Source organism: Vibrio sp. 10N.247.311.51 (assembly GCF_041467855.1).
GTDB lineage: Bacteria > Pseudomonadota > Gammaproteobacteria > Enterobacterales > Vibrionaceae > Vibrio > Vibrio coralliirubri.
Genome location: NZ_JBFSVK010000047.1, coordinates 1 through 23,935, shown reverse-complemented (window position 1 = coordinate 23,935; position 23,935 = coordinate 1). Strand labels below are relative to the sequence as shown.

The following is a 23,935-nucleotide window of genomic DNA, read 5'->3' as shown; positions in this document are numbered from 1 at the left end:
AATGCCCCAAGATAATGCCGGTATGGTGAAATTGGTATACACGACGGATTCAAAAATTCCTAAGTTGCTAATTTATAAAGAATTTCAATGAAAAGCCTCGATTTTTATCGAGGCTTTTCTACATTCAGTATATGTGAAAATTAACATCTCATCACACTACAAACTATCCCTTCCTAGATCCTTCTATCTTTCTTTTACTGACAACTTTCTGTCCAACTTCAACATAGAACAGCAAAACCAGAACCTAAGCTTTACTGGTCACTGCGGTCAAAGCGGTAAACCGAAAAGCGTTACTGTGTCTCCAATTTAGAATATCTTCAAAGCTTGATGGTTAGATGCTCAAGACAGCAAAACCGAAAAGGTACTGTCGCGCTACTGTCGTATGCCGAGAAAAGACAGCCGAGGAGTTCCCATGTTAGTCGGAGAGAGCTACTTACCTTAAAATATACCGGATGGTGATGCCTTCAGGTGGTCTAGCACGTTTCTGTACATAACCTTTTTAGAGTTGATCCACCATAATCCCGCTTTCAGATAACTTCTAAGGTGCCAAAACGTCAAAGACCACCTTTGTCTGCAGTGACCGATTTGCACGGAACTGGACATAAACGTTCACCCTCGACACTGTGGTGTCAGATTTACTTTGTGCAAAATTTATTAATGAACACGCAAAGCACCAAATGCATTCTGCCTCCCAAACCTCATTAGAAATCCAGACTAAACATTTAAAACACAAAAATATCAATAAATATTGTAAACGATTACACATTTACATTGTTGATTTTATATGAAAAAATTCCAAAAAACGGCAATTTCAAGGTGTAAATTTGTAAACGTTAACACATTGTGGTGCTCGTTTGCGGGACGGCCTTAGTTGGTCACTTAATTCGAAATATACAACATATTGGCTAAGTAATAATGAACGAAAAAAACAAAGCAACAAACTTCCTATTGATTGGTTTTGGTCCACACTCCAAACGCATCTTTCACCCCATATTTGAGCTGGTTGCCAGCGATTCAACATTGATTTTGAAAGCTGCAGTAGATCTGCAATCTAAACAAGGACGAATTGAGAAGTACCTTGATAGAAAAGTAGTACAGCCCGAAATGTACTATCTAAACAACGATGAGCCGATAGAAGATCAGCTAAATGACTCCACTATTGAACTGCTAGACTCAATCGTAGAAAAACACGCTATCAGTGCAATTATCATTGCCACCGAACCATTAGTACACAGAGCCTACGCAACTTGGGCGTTAAGAGCGGGGCTTTCAGTTCTAATGGATAAACCTATTTCCGCGAACATGAATGTATCTTCGGAACTCAGCAGCGCAGAAAAGATTGCAGAAGATTACTACTTCTTAAACGATGAATACGAGAAGGCCAAGGAAAAAAATCCAACATTAATTTTCTCATTGCTTGCTCAGAGAAGATACCAAACGACGATCGATCTCATCCGCAATGAAATAAGAAACTGCTTTGAAAAAACGAACTGCCCTGTAACAAATATCCAAACTTTTCACTCTGACGGTCAATGGAGAACACCTACTGAGTGTGTAGAGGAAATCTATCATGGATACAATCAAGGATATGGTAAGTGTTCTCATACCGGATATCACTTCTTTGATATCGTTCCTTATATTCTTTCTTCAGGTCTCAGTGAGTCAAAATCTTATGAGCATATTGAAGTGTTCTCGCATGCAGTTAGGCCGTTAGACGTATTATCTCAGTTTAATCTGGATGATTATGAAAAGCTGTTCGGAGCAGAAGAGTTCACTAAAAACAATACGCACAGTGAAGCAGAACTTCATGATCTAATGCAGAATTTAGGAGAAGTAGATTGTCAGAGTAGTATCGCATTCAAAAAAGGCAACAGTGTAGTCACAACCGCACTCTTAAACCTAACTCATAATGGCTTTTCTCGCAGGAGCTGGCCTTCTATCGAAGGCATAGAGTTGTACAAAGGTAATGGCCGGGTTTCTCACGAATCACATATTATTCAACAAGGACCTTTCCAAACTATCCACTTGCACTCATACAAATCAGATGACCCTAATGAAAAAGCAGATAACAATTCAGAGGTAGTAGGAACAAAAAGACACATCGCTATTTTCATTTTCAGAAACAACAAATTGATCGTCGGTAAGGCGACAGAAGTTATCAGACTCGATGACATTGAAAAGTTAGAGGGTGAGTCTATTGGGTTGCTTGGTAAACCAAAGAGCAAGTGCTTCTTTGAATTTGTGGATGCTTTACGTGGGGAAATAACTAGAGATGAAATGAAGTCAGACTTTAGCCAACATGAACACGGTGCCGTCTTAGTTTCTGCTGTGTATCAATCTATGTGTAATCAGCTGACAGAGAAATCTCCATTAATCAAGATGCCTCTGAAAATGACAGGGGATAATACATCGACAGTTAATGCTCTGGTTGTGTAAGGCTTGCCAATGATTAAAAATCTATCATATTCTATTTGGCTGTTCCCCATCGTAGCCGTTTCGTCATTAGGGCTGGATATATTTATCCCGGCCTTACCTGCAATAAACGAAGCATTTGATGTAAGCCAGCAATCAACACAATTACTCATAAGTGTCTATGTGTTTGCCTTGAGTATCGGACAACTAATATTCGGACCGTACATCGATAGACATGGTTGTCAAAAAGCATTCAACATAGGAGCTACGCTTTGTACATCCGCTTCTGTTGGTATTGTTTTTAGCGAGTCTATAAGTCTATTGGTAATTCTGCGCTTTGTTCACGGCATGGGTGCCGGTGCAGTCGCTGTATCAGTTTTCTCTAGTGTGTCAATGATATTTAAAAAAGAAATAAACGGTAAAGTGTTTAGCCTCTTTAGTAGTGTGCTCAGTGTTGTGCCAGTTTTGGCTCCAATTTTAGGAAGCTTTCTTACGGCGGCGTATCATTGGGAAGCATGCTTTTCGTTTTTAGCTGTTTACATGATATTTTGCATATTAGTTAATAGACTCAAACCTCTTCCTTCAAAAGCCGATGTTAACCAGAATACTTCTTATACCGACAAGAACTTGTATGCAAATATACTAACTACTCGGAGTTTTATTATTGGCTGTATGGCCTGTTCATTGGGTTTCTCTACGCAATTGGTATTCTTTTCAAGTTCACCAATAGTAATCATTGAGCAGTTTGGTATCGACACAGAGTATTTTGGATTGCTTTTCGCTATTAATGCTTTCTCAATCACTGTTGGGAGTTTATTGGTAGTAAAACTTATTGGCAGATATAGAGAAGAATCAATCATCAAAACTGGTTCTATTACTATATTGCTATCTGGCTTCGGCTTTAGTACCTATCACTTTTCGATGGATGCCAGCGTTTGGCATTTCATAGTACCTAGTTGTTTAGGCAGTTTTGGGTTTGCGTTATTGATGTCTGCGGGAACAACATTAGCTTTAAGCGAGTTTCCTCGACAATCTGGTAGAGCTTCATCGCTAAATGGAGCAGTTCCGTTAATCGTAGCGTCTCTATTTTCCTGGTTAGTGATGAACTTCTGGGATAGCGAATGGAAAACAATTACCATATTTTATGTATTCTGCGGTTTGATGATTTTTGGCTCCACATTATTACGAAAGCCCATGAATCGCTCTAATACAAGCAGTATCCAACCGAGCAATTAGTCATTCTATTTAAATGGCCAAACACAATTTTGGCCATTCTTTTCTGGGATTATGTCAAAAATTTAGTATAGGGACTGAGCGATATGACTACTGTTAGTAAGCAGTGGCCATCGTGTTCAAGGTAACAAAGATTATCTGAAGGATAAACTCCGTTCGAAGTGTCTAAAATGGTTTTTTTTAGACGTGATATATGTCTGCTTACGAATTTGCATAATAATGCAGGCGAAAATTACTAGTTGGAAATATCGTTTTGTATGGTTCTGGGAGTTTTCTTGCAATGTTGTTCTGACAACTACCATACCTTCAATTATCACAAACTCAGCAACGTAATTCGCAGTTGAGCAATCGTACTAAGTAGAAAAGGAGCAAAACGAGTCATAACCTCAAACTAAAGTCTCCCGCACCTGCATAACTTGAAAGAGATAAGCAAGTCGAAACCCAAGTTCCGATCTTGTACGACTCTTTTTACGATACCTTTATTCTTTCTAAGAAAAGTAAAGCTAAGAAAACGCGAATACTACTTAGTTGTAAGTACGCGGGGGCTTTCAAGTGGATTAGTAAATTTTTATCCATAAATAGCCCCCATACAGTTTTTAAGTTTTTTGTTTCGAACAAGCTAAATATAGACAGAATTCAATTTCTTGAAATCTGTAACTTTGATAATTGCTCGCATTTAGACGTTTTTTTCTTAGGGTGGAGTTTTTTAGATTACTTCACCCAATTAAGCAACATAAAACGACCAAGTGCTCTGTTATGGTTTAGTTTTGTAGAGCTATCAGCTAAGGAGGAGGGATTTCAAAAGCAGAATCACAAACTTAAAACCATCTTAAGAAGTTACGTGATTTAACGCAATTTAAACGTATCAACAATTGCGATCAGCTGCTCGTTAACTCGAGATATGTCACTCGTTTGAACTAAAGCTTGCTCTCCATTGCGATTAAGCTCATTAACGATATTATTTAGCGCATTCATGTTTCTGCTTATTTCTTGCGTCACGCTACTCTGTTCTTCTGCCGCTGTAGCAATCTGTACACTGAGGCCGTTAATGCCTGTAACGTGTTCTGTCAAATCATTGAGGTTTGCACCTACTTTTTCGGTATTGTTAAAAGCTTGACTGCAAGTTAATTTGGTCTTGTCCATTGACTGAACAACATTCTCATTTACAGATAACAACCTCGTTAACGCCTGTTCTATCTCTTCAGTACTATCCTGTGTTCGGCTTGCTAGAGCTCTTACTTCGTCAGCAACGACGGCAAAGCCTCGACCCTGTTCACCAGCTCTTGCCGCCTCGATAGCAGCATTTAAAGCAAGAAGGTTTGTCTGTTCGGCTATTTCACCAATAACCGTCAAGACTGTGTTAATACCTTTCGTTTCCTCACTCATACTTTCTAGGCTAGAGGATGTATTTTCAACCTCAGAAACTAACTCATTAACCTTAACCTGTGCGTCATTTACAGCATCAAGTGAAAACACACCGATGTCAGAAGCGACCTTAGTTGATTGAGCGGTTTCTCCAGCGTTCTGTGCGACAGTTTCTGCTGTTGAGTTCATTTCGTCGATGGCCGTAACGATTTGCTCAGTCTCCTGTACATGTTGTGTCAACATCTGATTATTTTTATCAGACCTATGCTCTAAGAGCTGTACATTATCTCTGAGCTCAGTTGATGCTGATTCAATTTTTAGCATCAAGCTTTGGATATGTTCTATGAATTGATTTACTCCTAAAGCAATTTGCCCTATGTCATCCAAGCTCTTGACTTCCAAGCGCTGGGTTAAATCACCATTACCATCGGATAAACCAGTAATCGTTTCCTTAAGAGCTAGAATAGGTCTATATACGACATTAAGAATAAACAGGGTGACTAGAACACTAACCAACAAGCAAATTACAGTTAGAATAATAAACTGGTTTTGTGCCTCAGCAAGAGCTGCAAAAACGATGCTCTTATCTAGGCCAACAAGCAGGTACCATTGTTTGTCTCCATATTTAATAGTTTGCGTAAACATGACTTTGTCAACACCATTCATATCGTAATCAACAATCGTGTGAGCTGTCCCACGAGCTTTATTGGCGATATTAGTCAATGAGGTATAGTCAGTTAGTTTGGTTCCTACTTCAACTACATTCGACGAACTTGCCAAAACCGTCATGTCGTCGGTCATCATCATGGCAATTGCTCCTAGCATATCGATGTCAGATACAGTATTACTCAAGCTATCAAGAAGAATATCAGCAAGTACAACACCTTCGCCTGCGTTTTTGCCGATACTCACCATCAGTGCGCCTGTTGTTGCATCATTGTACGGATTTGTATAGATCAGACTATTGGAACGCTTGCCTTCCTGATACCAAGGTTTCGTTCGTGGATCGTAGTTTGATGGGCTTTTATTATCCTGCCACCCTGGATAGTCGAATGAAGCATAAGCAGTGCCATTTTCAAAACCTATCATTAAGTTAACGACATCGGCACCTAATGAGCCAATGCGCATCCTTTCTGCATGACCGCCCTGATAACGGTATTGACTATAATCATCAGCAATTTTTGCTACAGCTTGTGCTTTTACATTCAGGTAGTTTTCAACCTTGCCAGCCTCAATACGAATACGGTCTTGTGTACTCTGATAGATGCTTTCTGTCAGCGCTTTTTTCTTGCCCTGATATGAAAAATAATTTGCTGAGCCTACACTCAGCGTAATGACCACAGAGATCGCCACTAATAGAATTTGTTTAAACCCGAGTCGCTTCATACTTGATTCCTAAACTTAGAGTCTACAGGTACATTTGTAATGTAACCTTTATCATATTAAAAATTATGAGACAACTGGTATTGATTAGCTGCATGTATGCAAAAAGTCTAAGCTAGTGGGGATTATTAATGCGTGGATGGGTTTGCGCTTTGTTTTTTTACTGTGTATTAACTTAATTTCAAATTGGTTCATGTTACCAATGCAATGCCACTCAATTGTAAAAGGCTCTTTATACTTGCTTCTTGAAGGTTATTAACCTTGATGGAACGGTATGGCAGACCTACACAGCCTCATAGCAATGATTCCAGACATTAGCTCAATTGTTCCTCAGAGAGCTGGAAACTAAGGTTGGTATTTGTGGAGTGGAATAAGCACTCACAGTATCACTTGATAGCAACTAAAAAACTATTTTACAAAGGCCCAAGCTGATGAATGGTAGTAAGTCTCCCGCACCCGCACAACTTGAAAGCATATATGAATATTTCGGTTAACCACTGAGGTATTTATATGAGTAAGCTATTCAAATTTACATCGACCAAACTTAACAACATTCCACCCCACGATAGACATTCTAAATCCACCAATAATGAAGTCTCTGATACTGAAGTTCAGGGCTTAAAATTGCTTATAGGCAAATCTGGAAAAAAGCGCTTCTTGCTGCGGTTTATTTCGCCAATTTTAAAGCGCAAATCCAGCATTTCTATTGGCCCATGGCCCGATATGGATTTGCCTACTGCACGCAACAAAGTACGTAAGTTAAAGGTGCAAATCGCGGATGGTATCGACCCTAAACTTGAAAGGGATAAGCAAGTCGAAACCCAAGTTCCGACCTTGTACGACTTCTTTCACGATACCTTTATTGTTTCTAAGAAAAGCAAAGGTAAGAAAACGTGGCGTGATGATATTGCTAGGTTTGAGCACTGGAAGCACCTACATACGAAGCCTATCGATAAGATAACAGGAGTCCATCTTCATCAAGTTCAAGCAAAGCTACTAGCAACTGAGTACCGCCCCGGTAAGAAGTACGCTCCAGCAACAGTCGATCGTACTATTACCTTGATGAAAACCATCCTAAAGGAAGCATACCGCCTTTTAGACATACCCTACATTGGCGATAAGGTCTCGCTTATCAATCCAGATAACATGAGGACTCGTTACTTAACTATGAAAGAAACAGCCGCAGTGATACGTACATCACGAGATTACTATTGTCGTGTTACTGGAAACTTCATAGCGCTTCTGTTTCTTACTGGATGTAGGGACTCTGAACTTCGAACTCGAAAATGGAAAGATATCAGCTTGATTGATAAAACCATGTACGTTCCTGATACCAAGAATGGCACAAGTATGACGGTGCCATTAACCCCCTTCATGATAGAACTGTTCCGGGAGCTATTGAACATGAGACCAAAAGGCAATCCATATGTGTTCTTTGGGCGTAAGGAGAGAAGTCATATCTCACAGCCTAGAAATGCTTTTACTCGAATTAAGGAGAGGGCAGGGATTAAGAATCCGAAAGAGGTTTGTTTTCATGTTGCCCGTCATAGCTTTGCGACAAATTTAATCGAGAATAATGTCGATGTGCTGACTGTACAGCGTTTAATGAATCATAAGGATTTAAGTAGTACTCAGAGGTATGTTAAGTATTCTAAGGAAAAGCTGCTCAACAGCTCGGACACTTTGTCCTCGGTATTGAAAGAACAGGCACCAAGACTGGCACACCGCATTAGTTAGATAGTTTTATCCTTAAAATCAAACATATATAAGAATTACATATACGCCCCTATTGGCTCTCGCTAGTAGGGGCTTTTTCGTATCTGGAATAAGAGAAAACACATGCAAGTAATAAAAACTTTTACGGAATTAATGAGCTTGAATTTGCCTAGCTCTGATAAGGCTAATCTCATGACACATTTAACTGAAGTAACGGATGGAGATTTAAATGAGTTGGAGAAAAGGTGGGACGAAATAGGCATCACTCTGATTTTGTTCGATGAGAGTGATACCAATCAAGACCTCGATGATATGGATGAACAGACCAAGTACCTGATTGATTTCGTCACTAATCACCTAGAGTACGTGCTGCTTATCGGCTCTATGGTCATTGCTCTAGGTGTCCTTAACGACCATGGCTCAGGTTGTTACCTAGCCGGATACACCAGCACTCAGCTCCATCCAATTCAGGCGCTATTGACCCAAGTTGATAGCTAGCCGTCACTCACGCAGCAATATTTCACATTATCACCGACAGGAGAATATCTATGAACCAACGCAAAGTAGACCCCGACCTCCCTAATGCTGGCACTCAAGATGAGCAGCACCAAGAGATTAATCATTTCGAACAAATCGTATTAACAGGTGCAGCGCCGAAACTAGCAGGGACTGGTAAGGTCTTGTACGAAGTGGCGTTGCATAATGAAGAAAAGCAACTCTACTTCAGGATTGTAGGGCAGCAAGGTGGCTCAGGACTTCATTCAAAAGAGTGGCTATCCGTAAATACCATGCTTGAACTTATAGAATCTCAGAAAGATAAACCATGGAAAAGTCAGCTGTATAAGCAGTTGTTTAATGGAGGTTCAGCAAACAACCATTCGTTCTGTTCCGTGATAATTAGGGACTTAGGTTTAGCATCAAAAACGGATTCATCACGCTACTTACATGTACTTTCAACAGACTTCGAAGATAAGAAAAGTGCATTACTGGCACTCGCCAAATCTCAAACCACATCTAAGAAAAAATAGTCCTACCAGACAGTAAGACGACAGAAGAAATTTGCTAGGTCGATGAGTTGTAACCTGTTTACTTCATCAGGTGATTACCGTCAACGGACGATGAGTAATACGGTCATCACTAATATCACTACTCGACGGATTTCAAATTTCTTGAGTTATCACTGGAAGAGTTAATGACGAGATCAGAATACTCACCTCGAACCAAGCCATTTCCCAGTTTTCATACCTCGAACTACACAAGAGTGTATCCCTAACAAACTAAAAGAGAATTTATTATGAAACTATGCTTTTCAAAGAATAAGCTGACTTTACCTGTCAGTGTCGATCTTCAAGATACTTTAAGCCGAGTGGTCAGCGAATCAGGCAAATGGACACCCATGATCCAATCGGTCGTGATTAGCTTCCGAGATTCGAGCTATAGCTCTGAGAACGGTGGATACCACCCTATTGAGGTTTCTATTAGTAGGCTTGGTGGCCAATGGGTTTTCGACTACATCACTGACTTTAGTTACTGTGGATTGATGCCTGAACTTGAGAAAGAAATCGACTTTGATTTTGGTCATGGTGTGGTTTTCATTCGATACATGGGTGAAGTTCCCATTACTGAATCCAGTGTCGCTGAGTTTTATTCGATGTGGGAAACCAACTTTCTAGGCTACATCGGAATGGACTGCTTTGATGAGATAAAAGTCACGGTGGATTAGTCCATCACTAACGAATCAAGTTGAAAGCACCATGTATGCACCATAAAATCCGCCTCTCACTTCCTAGTGAAACCAAGGCTTCCTATTGCTCCATGTAACTCATGGTGTGATGGGAAGCCTTTTTCATTGGGGTAGCAGGTGTTTTGTTATTAAAGACTCCCATTGCTATCTGAAAGCAATGGGAGTGAGTGTTTAGGTGTAGCTATGGCGCGTGATGTATAGAGGTATTGAGAACGACTTCCTCGGAGATTTTCCATAGCCATCTGTTCTAATTACAGCGCCAAGAGCGCACCTTAATTCGATGTTTACAGCTTGGAGTGAAAACTTGGATACTTTCACTTTTGGCATTAGAAACAAGGTCAAAATGGGTATTTCGCTAAATGACAGAGATAAGCATTGATTGGAATAGGAACTTGTCATTTATAAGCTCAATGACAAGTCCAATCGATTAAAACATTCTCACTAAAATAACCAAGTAATCTGACTCAAGATAACCACCACAGCGACATTGGTGATATCGACGATAAACAGATATGGACTGGATTCAGTAGTTTTAAGCAGAGTTCTAGCATCAGTTCTCATAGTAATACCCCTATATATTCAACCTGCTCAAAGCGCAGTTATTTATTAGTTAGTCACCGTTCACCGAAAAACAGCATCGTTTTGAGTCTTCCCTTAACTGGTATCGCTTCGAAGCTTGGTAAAACACCCCAGTATCCATACCTAACATAGAAAGCTTAAAAAGCGCTGCATAGTGGTTTCTTTATGACATGGAGCGACTACAACAGAGAACAGAAACAACATTATGTATTGGTGGTTGCATTTCATCTCAACGAACCATCAACAAACCCAACGACGTACTTCAATTCGCTCAGTGTCTTCTACTTGGTTGAGTCCAGATACGCTTGGAGCTCTTGCTTCAACAAGTAACGTATCCAATCAGGTGAGAGCACCTCTGCATGAGGTAGCCACGTTTTAAGTTGGCGTATTAACTCTGGAATGTTCTTGGTTTGGTGACTAATGAACACATCCCCCGAATCTAGTTCTTTCAACACTCTGAACTTATCGGCATTACCTTCATTTAAGAAGGCTTCCACACCTTTAGCATTCATCTGTATAAGAACTTCAACGGGATTGAGTCGTTCATCTTCATATCCACAACCAGTCAGCTTCTGATCAACGCTAGAGTCAGGAGAGTATTTAGCCTCGTAACGCACTAACTCACAAATCTTAGCCACTCTGAGTGACTCTAGGCGGTTTCTGTGTGTCCCGACAATGAACCACAATCCGCGTTCATTCAACAGCTTGTAGCTGTGGAACTCATCGTAGGTTTTCCCTTCATGGCTAAAGCTAATCACGTTTCGTCGCTGTATCGATTCGATAAGTTTCTCGAACACCGGAGCACATTCACTGATGTCCTCGACTTGTGGGTTCTTGAAGAGAAAGGGCGGTGTGGTTTTGTTGTTCAATACACCATTACTTAGATAGTGCTTACCCGAAAACAAAGTATCGAATCCCATGTTCAACAGCAGGAGAGATAGCTCGTTATTGGTCTGTCTGCCTAAGAACTTAGGGTCTAACGAGTAACAAGCTCCGTCACGTTGTATAGGTAGGTAATTTAACCGTTCATTGAAGTCACGATTTAACGTCCTTCTTGTTACTCCAAATTCACGGCTTAAATCTTCTAGATGCAACTTCTCACCTGTATTTAAACGGGTCAGGATGATACCAAGTCGTTTCGCTAGTTTGTCATGCTCTTTCATTCTACGCATTGTAGATAGGTCACTCGTCAGGTGGTGTCGTGGTCGGAAAGAACCTGATTATTTCTAGCTAATTTTCATAAGGTTACTGATATTGCTATAGCTTTCATTAGCTACCTCTAGGTATGCCTTACAAGGCATTCATTAATCATTTCAATATTTCTACATCTGAGCGACACACCCTGTCGTTCACCCTCTTTAAACTAATCATCAATCACGTTAACGCCGTCTTTATAAGTGGCGTCACTACGTATTTAAGGAAAACAAAAATGAAAACATCAATCATCCTGCTCGGTCTAACTTCGCTTTTCGCATCTTCAGTATTTGCAGGTGGCACGTTCGGCGGTAATCCGGGCGATATATCTAAAATGAAAGAACTACTAGAGTCTCAATGGAATGGCAAAGCAGGTATTCAGAATACAGCGTCTTACGGTGTCATCGTGCAATGGAAAGCGGATGTCTGTGGAACCATGAATGGTCATGTCACTGATACGGCGAAATGCGGCCCAGATACCCAGAAAGGTAAAGCACAATAAATTTTGTTGCGGAGCTTGGCTCACGATATCTCAGCTTCGAAATTGGAACTCTCTAGGCTGAGGTATCAATGAGCTCCGCAACACCCAAATCAACCAACAAGAAGGAGCCTTTACATGGCGATTAAATCAATAACAACATTAGTTACAACCTGTCCTGCATGTGGTGAACGTGCTTATGATGATGGTAGCTGTCAGGTGTGCGGTCACTCTCACTAAAACTGTATTGGTAAAAATCTATGGGGCGTATTCTTAATTGAGTACGCCCCTTTTTCATATCTATAGGAAAGGAGAATCGTGATGAAAGCATATGATCGAGTCATGCCTCAACAACGATGGTTTAAGCCAAGCGTTTCAACTGGATTGAAAGGAGCACAGTACGGGACGGCACTTGGAGCGAGGTTTGGGCCTCAAGGTGTTGTCCTCGGTGGTGCAATCGGATTTGTCAGTGGAGCCTTAATCGGTGGTGTTCTGGATGAGCTAGACGTTCTCTAATGATTGAAGGAGTGGGGGTAACTCTGCTTCTTCTCTTTTTTTTCGATACACACTGTTACTTTAAATGCGATTTTTTAACTCGTGGTCGCAATTTTATGTTAACTAAGTGTTTGAATTTTATTGTATATACGGATGATCCTAAATGATGTATATGGGTAAGAGATTAGGAGCGTGATATCCCTGTGCAATCATCGAGGGGGGATTTTTCTTGATACCGATGTCTTGGCATTAAGGTTCCTTATTCCTATACCACAGGTTAATTTCTGCTTGTTGATTCTACCCTCTAATACATTGGAAACGGTTGTGGTAAGTAAATATTGATGCCCTATCACAGCAAAAAATTCAGGAGGGTAAATACGAACACAAATATTTAGCCCAAATCTCCTTACCCATATATAACTTCTAGGGTTTCTCTCTAGCCACTGGTACATAAGGTGTGAGGTGGTTTTGAATTGCGGTAGTAGATATAAAATGTCGCAAGTTGATGACTTTATTCTCAAATGTCACTCTGGTGGGCTTCTTTTAAAGTAGTAAGATGCTTTTCTCTCTAAATAAGGACTATAAGAAAAAATGGCAACGAAGGTAAAGAAAGGTTTTATTACAACTCCAAGTGGTGATGAGCGATCTATTCAAACGATACATGGTGCTTTGCTGTGTGAGGAAACGATTGTACTGACTGGTAGTGATTCTCAGAATATCGATTTTCAACAGTATGACTCTATTGAGGAAGCTGGTGATGTCTTTAGAAAGTTAGTTAATGCATTAAGTCAAAGTGAGGTTGTCAAAGGTAACCGCTTTATCGAGCTTCCAAATGGAAATCTCCTTCGAAAAGAGCAAATTATGGCGATAGAGCTGATTACCAATGCATATGAAGGTTTCATCTTAAGGAATAGGAAAGATCAGATTGTTGATTTTGTGGCGGAAAGTGACGTGGGTAAACGTGAGATCATTAAAGCTGAGTTATTGAGGTCATTAGAGGAGAAGACCGGAAGGTCGAAAGGTTATCAACCTGAATGGAAGAAGTTATTGGGGTAATCCACATGGTATTGGGCAGGTCTCCTTTTTAATTTATGGATAACAGAAAAAACCTATGACTACGAATTTAGATACCACAGATACAACCTCCTTTTCTCCTATTTTAGGTGTTCAGGCGACTAAAAGAGCGACTGAAACCGCACAGCTGAATAACTTGATTGAGACATGGAATAACCGTTTTGAACCTGAGAATCAGAAAAACAGTGCTGATGAACTCAAAGCATATTTAGAGAAACGGAAACGATCTGATTCTGTTCGCTCTGGTGGTGAAGTGTCGCAAGAACTAGATCAATATCTAACTGATCGAAAGAGTCGATTTAAGTTTCTTAAGGCGAAGGGTGGCAATGTTCACATCGGAATCGATTCTGAATGGGAATACGATGGGGAAAATGAGTGCAACAAGATTCTTTCTTATCAGTACTGCTTACTGACCCCTGATGGTAATGAGTATAAAGGCGTTGATTACCCCAAGAGCACCGCCAAGGAAGACCGATTCGAGTTTAATAATTACCTCTTCCAGATCCTTAATAGAGCCAAACGGCATGGATGGATAGATGAGTACCCCGCTAACACCTTTGTGTATTGCCACTTTATGCGAGCTGATCTAGCGTCATTTGCTGCTTACTGGAATATAAAAGGCAGCAAAAAACACGATGCTGCTATGGCTACGGTGAGTAATGCTAGAGGGGACTACGGACTGGATTTGAGGTCAATTGGCGCATCTCAATATAAACCGAAAGAAGTAACGTTTACCGGAAATAATAAGAGGCCAGAAAAGACCTCTATTCACCTGAAAGATACATTGTTTTTGTCTCCTGGGAGGACATCACTTGATGTTATCGGTGAGGCTATTGGTATTCCTAAAGTGGAAATACCAAAAGGCTACTCCATTGAGCGAATGAGTGAGTTGCTTCGGGATGACCAAGGAACCTATGAGCTTTACGCCATAACCGATGCAGAAATTGCCGTGAAATATGGTCGTTTCGCAGAAGAGTTTGCATTAAATGAGTTAAATGAGGTCATTGCACCTGAGTCTAATATTAATGGGAAGAGAAAAGCGCGTAATAGATTGAAGTATCTACCGAATACGCTAGGAAACTTATCCGTTGCACTGTTTAAGAATGTTTATGCTGACCTGTACGAAAAGAGGGAAAAAGCCGAGATAAAGCCAAATCTAGCACTGAATAAAGTATTTGGTATGGAAGAGGTCATCACATACAAATGGGATGACAAGTCAAAACGTTCTGTTCCTAAATCTCTATTAGTACTGTCTGGAGAACGAGACCGAAATGAAGCGACTGCTCGACGTTGTTTTTTTGGTGGTCGTAATGAAGATTACGTTTTTGGTCCATCTCCCAAAGGCGTGATAAGTGACTGGGATTTAGTTGGAGCATATACCACGGGGTTAGTTGACATATTACCTGTTGATTATCGTAGGGCGTTTTCATCAACCAATATTAAAGATTACCTTGGTCATGTGATGGGGTTTGCTTACGTACGTTTCAGATTTAAAGAGGGAACGAGGTTTCCATCACTTCCGGTGAGAACCGAGACTTATGGTTTGTATTACCCGATGGAAGGTGAGACATACTGTACTGCGCCTGAAATTGCGGTCGCTTTTAATATGGGATGTGAGATTGAAATTCTGTATGGGGATATTATTCCTTGGGTAGAAGGCGCTGAACCTATCTTTGAGCCGTTTACCAAGGTTATCCGTAAGCTTCGGAAAGCGCACAAAGGTACCTTTAAGGAGGCTATCAGTAAGGACGTTGGAAACACATTATATGGAAAAATTGGCCAGCAGGTTGGATTTCAACGGAACAAATTTGATACCAAAACAGGGTTGAGCAGACCGTCTACCAGCTCACCTGTGACTAACTCTTATTTTGCTTCTCATGTGACTGGTTTCATAAGGGGTGTTTTGTCTGAGTTATTGGCTAACGTAGGTGATGCGACTGTATACAGCGCTACTACAGATGGAATGCTTACTGATTTAGAAGATGGAAGCCAGATGATTATTAATGAATACCATCTGGATGGAGAAACCTATCCTTCCGTTACCTCACGCTTTCGGGATTTATGTCGTAAGTTTGGTGATGAGGACATGCTGGCTTTGAAGCATCAGGTTAAGCAGGTCATTGCTATGAAGACGAGAGGACAGTTAACCGCTGAAATGCTTCCTAATGATGGTAGTAGACCTGATTTAGTAGAACTTCGTAAAAAGCCTGTTACAGCTAAAGCTGGAGTTAAACCACCGAGAGATTGCAAGGATGAAAATCAATGGATGGTGGACCTGTTCCTTAATCGTGAACCTTCTCAGCGCATATCTAACAATTCCTTAGTATCTGAGCGAGACATGTATCTGCATGAGTTGGATATGGTGGAAATCACGAGGGACAAGTTCCTGAACCTAGAGTTCGATTTTAAACGCAAACCAGTGAACCCACGAATGATGGAAGTGCTAAACCCGAAAGATGGCAAAATAATGGAACATCTTGCTTTCGATACTGTTCCTTGGCTTAACAGTGATGAAGGTCAGCTTGCTCGCTCTACGTTTGATGCATGGCGTAAAGGAAAAGCGCCTAAGAAACCAAAAGATGAGACTGGTGAAGCTGAGCAAGCTAAGCCGAAAGAGTATAAGCGGATTGATGCTCGTTGCCTTAAAACAATGGACGACTGGCATGATTGGACTGACTTTTACAAGATTAAAGCTGTTATGACGGTTAAAGGCCAGAATTACGATAACAATAGTTCTGAGGGTATCTTTAAGCGTCATTTCCTGACTGCTTTAACTAATGATGCTTGGGGGTTAAGTCGTATTGGTTCTGATGGAAAGAGAATCACTTATGCTGCTATTGCTGAGATGTTCACTGATGCTGGTTATTCAATTACGAAGAAAGATGTCGAGAACTCTAAAGGTCGGAAGTTGCATGAAAATATGTTGCCTGCTGCACCTAAGCTTGTTCCTATGTTGATGTGGGTAAAAGGTCAGTTCCCAGATATGCAAGTTGAGAAGTTCTTTTTGGAAGGTGAGTACTCAGAAGTGTTGAAGTTGATGGAAGCTGAACGTAGTAAACTGGCTTTATAAATGGGTTTGTAGGGTAAATAAATTGAAAGTATTCACCCTACGTGTCTTTCTAGCCGCTTCTCTGTGGTGATTGGTGTTGTACTCTTAGGTTCGGTGTCTGGTGAATGTATAGTCTGCCTTAATCATGTATTTATGTGGGATAAGTATTAAATCTTGGTCGGTGTCGTGTTGCCTCTTGATCGCTGGCGATATGTATGAAAATGAGAAGAAAGCAACAGGACTGAACGTTTCTACTTAGTTGGTCATCATGCAACTTGATTGCTTAGTGTAGTTGTAAGCGCCCCCTCAACCTTCCGTATTGCTTGGTTTCGTGTGATACCGATATCCTTGTATCTACAATGCTTTGGTAGGGAATTTCCAGTAAGCGTGGATTTTTGAAGCTTTGCTGTAGTAATGCGCTGGTGGTCTTGGGAGTTGATTGTCTAGTCTGGTGATTTTAATGCTGACCATTTGGTGTAAGAGAAATTTCAATTTCACCGAAACCAAGGACCCTTATCCCACATCAGAACTCTTAAAACGATGCTGTTTTTCGTCGAACGTAACTAAACTAATAAATAACTCCGCTAGGAGGTCCGATTTAAATATGATTTACCCTAGTAGTTAGTGGTGAACGATTTGGTCTGACTGTATTTGCGGTATCGATAGCCTGATTCTGTAGTGGAGTCAGGCTTTTTGATACTTTAATAGAGGTAATTAAAGTTGGAGTTTGTGTTCAGAGAGACTATCCGTTCATTTTCTTGGTTTTGTTCAACCTTGCAAAAAAAAAAGATAACTTGAAATAAAGTATAACTAACCGTTATTAATTATTTTAGATATTGCTTCAACTTTTAGATGAAAGGCTTTAATCTTGCACAATAAAAATTTTACATAACACCAATTATACAGAGGCGCCATGTCAGACGAACGTGTTAGGTTTTCCGAGTCAGATAACCTTATCTCTACTACCAATCCTGACAGTTACATTACACATTGTAATGAAGACTTTAGTCAGGTTTCTGGTTTCTCTGAAGACGACCTTCTGGGAAAACCACACAATGTAATAAGACACCCTGATATGCCCAAGGCGGCCTTTGGCCAGTTTTGGGAATATATACAATCAGGAAATAGTTGGATGGGGTTGGTGAAAAACAAATGTAAAGATTCGGGACATTATTGGGTGTCGGCTTTTGTTACGCCCATTCCGGGGAAAAACGATAAAGTTTATGAATACCAATCAGTGCGTACTCAACCTAGTGACGAGCAAATTAATCGAGCTGAGTCATTGTATGCGAAGCTTAAACAAGGACCAGTCAAACCTCATCGAATTAGCTGGATTAATCTTACTCTGCTCCTATCTCCAGTCATTGCGTTACTTATATTGTTGCAAGGCATGCAAGTTCTGAATAGTACCTTCGTTACAGCATTACTGCTTGGATTGTGTATTGCACAAGTTGGTATGATACTTCGATTTAAAACTCGCCTAACGTTTCTTCATTCGAGCGCAAAGCGGCAGTACTCAAACCAGTTGATGGAATATCCTTATACTGGTCATTGTGATGATCTGTCAGGTATTGAATTAGCTATGATAATGAAAGATGCAGAGCTAAGAGCTGCGACAGCAAGGGCAAGCGAGACATCTGACAACATTCTACTCAATGTGGAAGCTGAATTTGAGAACAGCAAACGTATTGACGAAGAGCTCAGGGAGCAAGACTCTGCCACCGATGCGATTGCCGTTTCTGCAGAGGAAATGCTTGCTTCGATAGATGAAGTGTCAAAGCAAGCCAGGCAACGTACCGAATATGCTTTGAGCGCAGAAAAAGAGGCTCAATCGGGTACGGTAACCGTCGATACCGCTGTTGAAGCGGTTCGTAACCTAGGTGAGCAGCTTTCCCATTCATCAACCGCGTTGGAAAAGCTCCATTCAGATGTGGAAAGCATTGAAGCAATATTGAGTATGATTCAGGATATTGCAGAGCAGACAAATTTGTTAGCGCTCAATGCAGCGATAGAAGCAGCCAGAGCCGGTGAACAAGGTCGTGGTTTTGCCGTGGTTGCTGACGAGGTAAGAGCTTTGTCAGCAAAAACCAATGCTTCTGTTGAGGAGATACGTTCCAGAATCAACATACTTCAGGAAACAGCGACGAATACTGGTAATCTGATGAAGAGCGGTATTCTCTCTTCAGAGAAAAGTGTTGAACTATCTCTGTTAAGCAAACAAGCTTTTGAAGCCATTGTTGCTGACCTCTCTCATATCGGAGAACAAAGCGGTACAATCGCTCAATCTATTTCAGAACAAGTTCAGGTAACTAAAGGGGTAACAGAGCATACTCATCGCATGCGAGATGCTACTCGATTGACCAGAACGCTTTCAAGTGATTCGGTTACCCGTACAAAATTATTAGTTCAAGATTTGGAGAGTCTTCAGCGTCTAGTTCGACAGTTTAGTCGAAAATAGTGTTGGAGACTGCTGCTATAGAGTAGTGTTAATATCGCCGAAGAAAGTTCTTTATTTTCTATGAATATAGATGGCATATGGAGTAAAAGAACCACTGTAGTCGTCTTTCTGATTTTGTGCGCACTAGACACAAATTGCATCTCAAGAAACCCTAAAAAGACGACAAAGACGATATAATTGTTAATAGCTAACTCATGTTGCACTTGGGTGCAGTGGTTCAAGTTTTCCGGCCAGCGCTAAAGAAATAGAAGTAGCTTTAGATGGTTTTTTGAAAAGAGATTGGTGCAGATGAATTTGTAGAAACTTGAAGAAGATGAGCGAGGTTTTAGCGCTCTAAAGGATACGGAACAGTTTTTTAATATGAACAGGCAGTTAATAACTATGGTTAATCGATTTAAATGTTAAGAAATAGAAGTTTTTTGATTATTAACAATGAATAAATGCGAGTTTTAGTCAATATTAAGCTTTTATTCTTAACTATAAAATTTGATGTTTTTGGGCAGGTTTCTCAATGTTCATCAATGTCAGTTCTGATGTGATTTCCCGTATTTATTATGATAGATAATGATTATGAACGGTTGCTATCGGTTACCGTCGATAATGCTTTACTTTATTTGTGGATCAAAGTAGCGAATTCGAAAAGACATGTTCCCACAAAGGCTAGAAACCAATTACTGATTACTTGGCTGAAGCCTAAAGTTAAACTTGCAAAGTATAAAAAAATAAAAAATGAGTTGAAATCCATGATTCTGAGTGCGAGAGGTAAAAATGGGAAGCTTGAAGGTGGATTAATACGTTTGCACGAGCTTTCAAAGAAACATCGAGCTCGACTTAATGATATGTACCAACTTAACCAACTTTTGCGTCAATTGAAAGAACTAGGCTACCCGTCTGAACTTCATGAAGCAGGTGAGGATTATAATGAAAAGACAATGTACATCTGCGAAGAGGAAATTGCGCGTTGTTTCAATAAGTCAAATCAACAAATAGCCTCGATTCATGCGTACGCTTCTAAAGACAGTGTGGATGCTATTGTTGATGCTGTTAATCAAATTGGTACTCATGTAGCTAAGAGAGTGCTCGATAATGAAAACGAAATTTCGACGTTCATGCTAAGTCCCCCTGAGTGCTCGTAGTTATATCAAATATGAAACGTATTCCAAAGTATTGTTGTTTAAACCTATATTTAAACAACAGTGCTCTAATTTTTATACAGTCAGAGTAAATGTTGATTATATTAATGTTAAAGATTTAATAACAAATGAATAAATACCTTTGTTTAGCCAGAGATAAAACTAAAGCCAATAAGTTGAAGTCTCAACTTATGAATATTGGTTTGCCCGATGGTGGTGTTGATATTTGGCTGACGAAAGAAGGGGAGTTAAGTCTTGTACAATGTAAGCACTGGAAGGCGCGTAAAGTAGGCGTACAAGTTCTAAGAGAAATGTACGGTGTCATGATCGCAAACAATGCCAGTAAGATGATTATTGTTACATCAGGTGATTTCACTTCAGAAGCGATTGCCTTCGCTGTTGATAAGTGCTTGTGGTTGGTTAATGGCAGTGAGCTGGTCCACATGGTCGAAGATGGACGCAGCTTTCTGAATAAACCCGTAATACCTGAACCTGAAAGAGTGTCGGCAGTTGAAGATAGAGTTTGTCCTAGTTGCCAATCTAAGCTTGTGATGCGTGTTGCTAAAAGGGGAGTTCATTCAGGTAAGAGTTTCTATGGCTACTCTACTTATCCGAAGTGTCGCTACATCTGTGATTGTTAATATATGTGCAAAGTGCAGTCGTAGGGAGAAAGACAGAATCGCTTGGAGATCACACTTTACCCGAAGTGCTTTCTAACTCGAAAATGCCCTTTTATGATTTTGCGCAACAAGTCACTATTTAGGCTCACCTGAAAATTGCCCTGCATTTGGTTATATCAGGCCGCAGAATTGCAGTGCTCAGTTTGCTCCCAATTTCGTTCACAGGGCTACACCTAATAAGTGACCTTGTACCTGCATAATAATTCAATCATACAAGGCTCTACTTAACAGACATATCGTTTAACTTGTGCATGTAGCTTTCAAGCCTTTTATGAAATCGATAGTCTTAGAAATCGCATTATTAACAAAATTACCATTAAGAGGTATAGATTAGCCTGTTCTCAGTAAGTAGCGTGGAAATTTTTACATTAACATTATGAAATTACTGGTGACTTATGAACTTGATGACTAAACTGACCTTTAGGCAGAAGCTGTTATTGCTAGTTACTCCTCCCATCCTTGGTGCTTTGTTTTTTGCTCTGGTAAGTTTAAAAAGCGCCTATGATAACAAAGTGGCTGCTGACGACATTCTTCCACTAGTAACACTGTCTATAAAGGGTAGCTCGATTGTACATGAGCTTCAGAAAGAGCGTGGTGCTACGTCTGGTTTTGTAGGCTCTAAGGGAAAAAGCTTTCGTAGTGCTTTGCTTTCACAGCGAAAAGAAACCGATGTAGTCATAAGAGAAGAACTCAAGCTGCTGTTATCTCAAAGTGACGCACTAAAAGAAACACACCCCAAGGTTCAAAGAGATATTCAGCAGGTTCTTCGCAAATTAAATCAAATAGAACAGCTGCGTTCAAAAGTTGATGGTTTAACTATTTCTACGCCGAAAGCAGCTAGTTTCTATACTGAATTGAATGCATCATTACTGGGTCTTAGTGGTGATATCGCAAATCTCTCTAATTATGGAGACTTAACGACTAAAATACGCAACTACTATACCTTCATGCACGCTAAAGAAAGCGCGGGGCAAGAGAGAGCAATGCTTAATATTGCCTTGTCCCACGGTTCTTTTCAGACAGGGGTATTCCAGAAGGTAGTGTCACTGGACTCTTTTCAGCAAACCTATTTGAGAACATTTGCACAATTTGCCACAGATGAGCAGCTTCAACGACTGAAAAGTATCAATGTCAGCCCGTCAGCGGCAAGAGTAGCTCAGATTCGGTCAACGATTTATGACAAATACATTGATGGTAATTTTGGTGTATCTGGTGAAGAGTGGTTTAAAGTCGCAACTGACAGGATAGATCAGATGAAAGAGCTGGAAGATTTCCTCTCAGCTGATATTAATGAATCGGTTACTTCGATTGGTAATGAAGCAGAGAAAGCCATTCTGTATTCTTTAACCCTGACAGTCATACTCGTTGTAGTTACAGCTGTTATGTCTATATATGTGTCCAAGCTTCTAGTTGGTCAGACGCTGAAGCTTTCAGAAACTATCAACTTCGTATCTAAAAACAAAGACCTATCACTTCGCTCTCCAGTGCAATCTACCGATGAACTGGGAACCAGCGCGAAAAGCTTTAATCATATGTTAGATATCATAAGCGATATGGTTAGAGATATTGAAGCCAGTAGCACCCAATTAGCCACCGCAGCAGAGCAAACCAGTACATCCGTCATTGAAAACGCAAAGAGTCTGGAGAAACAGAGCTTAGAAACAGCGCAAGTTGCAAGTGCTACGGAAGAAATGACAGCCACGGTGAACGAGATTGCGAGTAACACAGCAACAACGGCAGAATCAGCGAACCGTGCATCTACTCTTTCCTCCGAGGGCATGCAGGAAATAGAGAGTAATACAAACAGCATGAACACGTTAAATAAGCGGATGTCATCTGCGAATACTCAAGTAATTCAGCTTAGTGAATCAAGTAAAGAAATAAACGAGATAGTTGATGTCATAAAGGGAGTAGCAGAGCAGACTAACTTGCTTGCGTTAAATGCAGCTATAGAAGCTGCCCGTGCTGGAGAGCAAGGGCGCGGTTTTTCAGTTGTTGCCGATGAAGTTCGTGCGCTGGCTCAAAAAACACAAGAGTCTACGCAGAAAATAGAGGATATGGTGGTTCGTTTTCAATCTGAAGCCGATGCCGTATCACAGTCAATAGAGTCATGCTTTGAGTATATGAAAATTTCACAAGAGCAAACTCTATCCGTTCGGGATAAATTAGAAGAGATTGATGACGCTATTGTTTCTATTACGGATATGTGTAACCAAGTAGCAACAGCAGCCGAAGAACAAGTCGCTGCGACTAATGAAATCACAATGAATATTCGAACAATTAACGACCTCGCGGAAATCAGTTCTGATATGGGTGAACAAATCTCAAAAGCGGCTCAGGAGCAGACAGAGCTATCGTCCAGACAAAGTGAATTAGTAGCACAGTTCAAAGTATAGCTAGAGTGAATCAGAATGAAAATGCGCTCGTATTGTATGTAATTACATAGTTAGAAGTGTTTGAGCGAATCATGCAGCGAAAGCTAATTTGTCCAAAAACCTTCCTTTCTTGGCTACTGATGATGATCATGAATCACAAAGCTGTATCAAATTCGCCCAATTTATTGGTCTTACTTATCATTGTGGCTCGCTAATTGCTTCGTCTTACTAAAACACATAGAAGCGGCAAAGAGATACCATGACACTGATAAGAAAATTCTTAGGAATTCAAACAAGAGAAGAAAAGCAGCTAGCTTTGAAGTCGAGATTGGAGTTTGCAATGAGTCAGACTGTAGCAAGGTGATATGGTTGATGTGTCCCTGTACTGAACAGTCACGCCCGAAGGCAACGGATTTTGAAGAGGTAGTGTGTTGAAGTGGCTGGGGTGTTGTTCGAGGTCTATATATTATAGTTTATTGATTTTGTCGCCAGCTCTGCGGTAGCACCTCCAGCATTTCAATAGCGATTACGATCAGAGCGTCGTAGAACAAGGCACCAAATCGGCGC

General features: G+C 40.5%; 15 protein-coding genes and 1 pseudogene. 14 read left to right on the top strand and 2 right to left on the bottom strand.

The window, feature by feature from the left end; genetic code table 11:
* Window positions 1–915 precede the first annotated feature (915 nt).
* Both AB6E85_RS24975 and AB6E85_RS24970 read left to right on the top strand, forming a co-directional pair.
* Window positions 916–2,436, top strand: coding sequence for a Gfo/Idh/MocA family oxidoreductase (locus AB6E85_RS24975; protein WP_372144677.1), 1,521 nt, complete (start codon window positions 916–918; stop codon window positions 2,434–2,436).
* Between the two features lie 9 nt (window positions 2,437–2,445).
* The gene (locus AB6E85_RS24970; RefSeq protein ID WP_372144676.1) at window positions 2,446–3,648 is read left to right on the top strand and encodes a multidrug effflux MFS transporter; all 1,203 of its coding nucleotides are present in this window, start codon (window positions 2,446–2,448) and stop codon (window positions 3,646–3,648) included.
* 843 nt (window positions 3,649–4,491) lie between these two features.
* On the opposite strand, the gene AB6E85_RS24965 is transcribed toward AB6E85_RS24970, so the two are convergent.
* Window positions 4,492–6,396 carry a methyl-accepting chemotaxis protein gene (locus AB6E85_RS24965; RefSeq protein ID WP_372144674.1) on the bottom strand — a complete coding sequence of 635 codons (1,905 nt, stop codon included), beginning with the start codon at window positions 6,394–6,396 and terminating at the stop codon, window positions 4,492–4,494.
* A gap of 507 nt (window positions 6,397–6,903) precedes the next feature.
* Between AB6E85_RS24965 and AB6E85_RS24960 the strand changes: the two genes are divergently transcribed.
* From AB6E85_RS24960 to AB6E85_RS24945, 4 genes are all read left to right on the top strand, one after another.
* The gene (locus tag AB6E85_RS24960) at window positions 6,904–8,130 is read left to right on the top strand and encodes a tyrosine-type recombinase/integrase (protein WP_372144672.1); all 1,227 of its coding nucleotides are present in this window, start codon (window positions 6,904–6,906) and stop codon (window positions 8,128–8,130) included.
* A 171-nt stretch (window positions 8,131–8,301) separates the two neighbouring features.
* Window positions 8,302–8,607 carry a hypothetical protein gene (locus tag AB6E85_RS24955; RefSeq protein WP_372144670.1) on the top strand — a complete coding sequence of 102 codons (306 nt, stop codon included), beginning with the start codon at window positions 8,302–8,304 and terminating at the stop codon, window positions 8,605–8,607.
* Window positions 8,608–8,657: 50 nt separating this feature from the next.
* Window positions 8,658–9,137, top strand: coding sequence for a hypothetical protein (locus AB6E85_RS24950; RefSeq protein WP_372144668.1), 480 nt, complete (start codon window positions 8,658–8,660; stop codon window positions 9,135–9,137).
* A gap of 266 nt (window positions 9,138–9,403) precedes the next feature.
* Window positions 9,404–9,832, top strand: coding sequence for a DUF2787 family protein (locus AB6E85_RS24945; protein ID WP_372144666.1), 429 nt, complete (start codon window positions 9,404–9,406; stop codon window positions 9,830–9,832).
* Window positions 9,833–10,713: 881 nt separating this feature from the next.
* Here the strand turns inward: AB6E85_RS24945 and AB6E85_RS24940 are convergent.
* Window positions 10,714–11,595, bottom strand: coding sequence for a helix-turn-helix transcriptional regulator (locus AB6E85_RS24940; RefSeq protein ID WP_372144679.1), 882 nt, complete (start codon window positions 11,593–11,595; stop codon window positions 10,714–10,716).
* Between the two features lie 266 nt (window positions 11,596–11,861).
* Between AB6E85_RS24940 and AB6E85_RS24935 the strand changes: the two genes are divergently transcribed.
* The 8 genes and pseudogenes from AB6E85_RS24935 to AB6E85_RS24900 all read left to right on the top strand — a co-directional run bounded on the left by AB6E85_RS24935 (window position 11,862) and on the right by AB6E85_RS24900 (window position 23,389).
* Window positions 11,862–12,128 (top strand): hypothetical protein, encoded by a 267-nt coding sequence (locus tag AB6E85_RS24935; RefSeq protein WP_372144664.1) that lies wholly within the window; start codon window positions 11,862–11,864, stop codon window positions 12,126–12,128.
* A 297-nt stretch (window positions 12,129–12,425) separates the two neighbouring features.
* Window positions 12,426–12,620 (top strand): hypothetical protein, encoded by a 195-nt coding sequence (locus tag AB6E85_RS24930; protein ID WP_016791001.1) that lies wholly within the window; start codon window positions 12,426–12,428, stop codon window positions 12,618–12,620.
* A 570-nt stretch (window positions 12,621–13,190) separates the two neighbouring features.
* Entirely contained in the window at window positions 13,191–13,655 is a 465-nt protein-coding gene (locus AB6E85_RS24925) for a hypothetical protein (protein ID WP_372144662.1), read from the top strand.
* A 55-nt stretch (window positions 13,656–13,710) separates the two neighbouring features.
* The gene (locus AB6E85_RS24920) at window positions 13,711–16,743 is read left to right on the top strand and encodes a DNA polymerase (RefSeq protein ID WP_372144660.1); all 3,033 of its coding nucleotides are present in this window, start codon (window positions 13,711–13,713) and stop codon (window positions 16,741–16,743) included.
* An 892-nt stretch (window positions 16,744–17,635) separates the two neighbouring features.
* Window positions 17,636–19,180 (top strand): PAS domain-containing methyl-accepting chemotaxis protein, encoded by a 1,545-nt coding sequence (locus tag AB6E85_RS24915; protein ID WP_372144658.1) that lies wholly within the window; start codon window positions 17,636–17,638, stop codon window positions 19,178–19,180.
* Window positions 19,181–19,734: 554 nt separating this feature from the next.
* Window positions 19,735–20,316: a DUF2913 family protein gene (locus AB6E85_RS24910; RefSeq protein ID WP_372144656.1), complete on the top strand. Its 582-nt coding sequence runs from the start codon at window positions 19,735–19,737 to the stop codon at window positions 20,314–20,316.
* A gap of 206 nt (window positions 20,317–20,522) precedes the next feature.
* Window positions 20,523–20,954, top strand: a pseudogene (locus AB6E85_RS24905) (restriction endonuclease); the annotation flags it as partial.
* A gap of 443 nt (window positions 20,955–21,397) precedes the next feature.
* Window positions 21,398–23,389: a methyl-accepting chemotaxis protein gene (locus AB6E85_RS24900; protein ID WP_372144655.1), complete on the top strand. Its 1,992-nt coding sequence runs from the start codon at window positions 21,398–21,400 to the stop codon at window positions 23,387–23,389.
* Window positions 23,390–23,935: the final 546 nt, after the last annotated feature.

Coding starts and splice junctions, on each gene's coding strand:
- AB6E85_RS24915 (WP_372144658.1), top strand. CDS start 17,636: ATGTCAGACGAACGTGTTAGGTTTTCCGAGTCAGATAACCTTATCTCT.
- AB6E85_RS24970 (WP_372144676.1), top strand. CDS start 2,446: ATGATTAAAAATCTATCATATTCTATTTGGCTGTTCCCCATCGTAGCC.
- AB6E85_RS24960 (WP_372144672.1), top strand. CDS start 6,904: ATGAGTAAGCTATTCAAATTTACATCGACCAAACTTAACAACATTCCA.
- AB6E85_RS24920 (WP_372144660.1), top strand. CDS start 13,711: ATGACTACGAATTTAGATACCACAGATACAACCTCCTTTTCTCCTATT.
- AB6E85_RS24975 (WP_372144677.1), top strand. CDS start 916: ATGAACGAAAAAAACAAAGCAACAAACTTCCTATTGATTGGTTTTGGT.
- AB6E85_RS24965 (WP_372144674.1), bottom strand. CDS start 6,396: ATGAAGCGACTCGGGTTTAAACAAATTCTATTAGTGGCGATCTCTGTG.
- AB6E85_RS24930 (WP_016791001.1), top strand. CDS start 12,426: ATGAAAGCATATGATCGAGTCATGCCTCAACAACGATGGTTTAAGCCA.
- AB6E85_RS24900 (WP_372144655.1), top strand. CDS start 21,398: ATGACTAAACTGACCTTTAGGCAGAAGCTGTTATTGCTAGTTACTCCT.
- AB6E85_RS24940 (WP_372144679.1), bottom strand. CDS start 11,595: ATGAAAGAGCATGACAAACTAGCGAAACGACTTGGTATCATCCTGACC.
- AB6E85_RS24955 (WP_372144670.1), top strand. CDS start 8,302: ATGACACATTTAACTGAAGTAACGGATGGAGATTTAAATGAGTTGGAG.
- AB6E85_RS24910 (WP_372144656.1), top strand. CDS start 19,735: ATGATAGATAATGATTATGAACGGTTGCTATCGGTTACCGTCGATAAT.
- AB6E85_RS24945 (WP_372144666.1), top strand. CDS start 9,404: ATGAAACTATGCTTTTCAAAGAATAAGCTGACTTTACCTGTCAGTGTC.
- AB6E85_RS24925 (WP_372144662.1), top strand. CDS start 13,191: ATGGCAACGAAGGTAAAGAAAGGTTTTATTACAACTCCAAGTGGTGAT.
- AB6E85_RS24950 (WP_372144668.1), top strand. CDS start 8,658: ATGAACCAACGCAAAGTAGACCCCGACCTCCCTAATGCTGGCACTCAA.
- AB6E85_RS24935 (WP_372144664.1), top strand. CDS start 11,862: ATGAAAACATCAATCATCCTGCTCGGTCTAACTTCGCTTTTCGCATCT.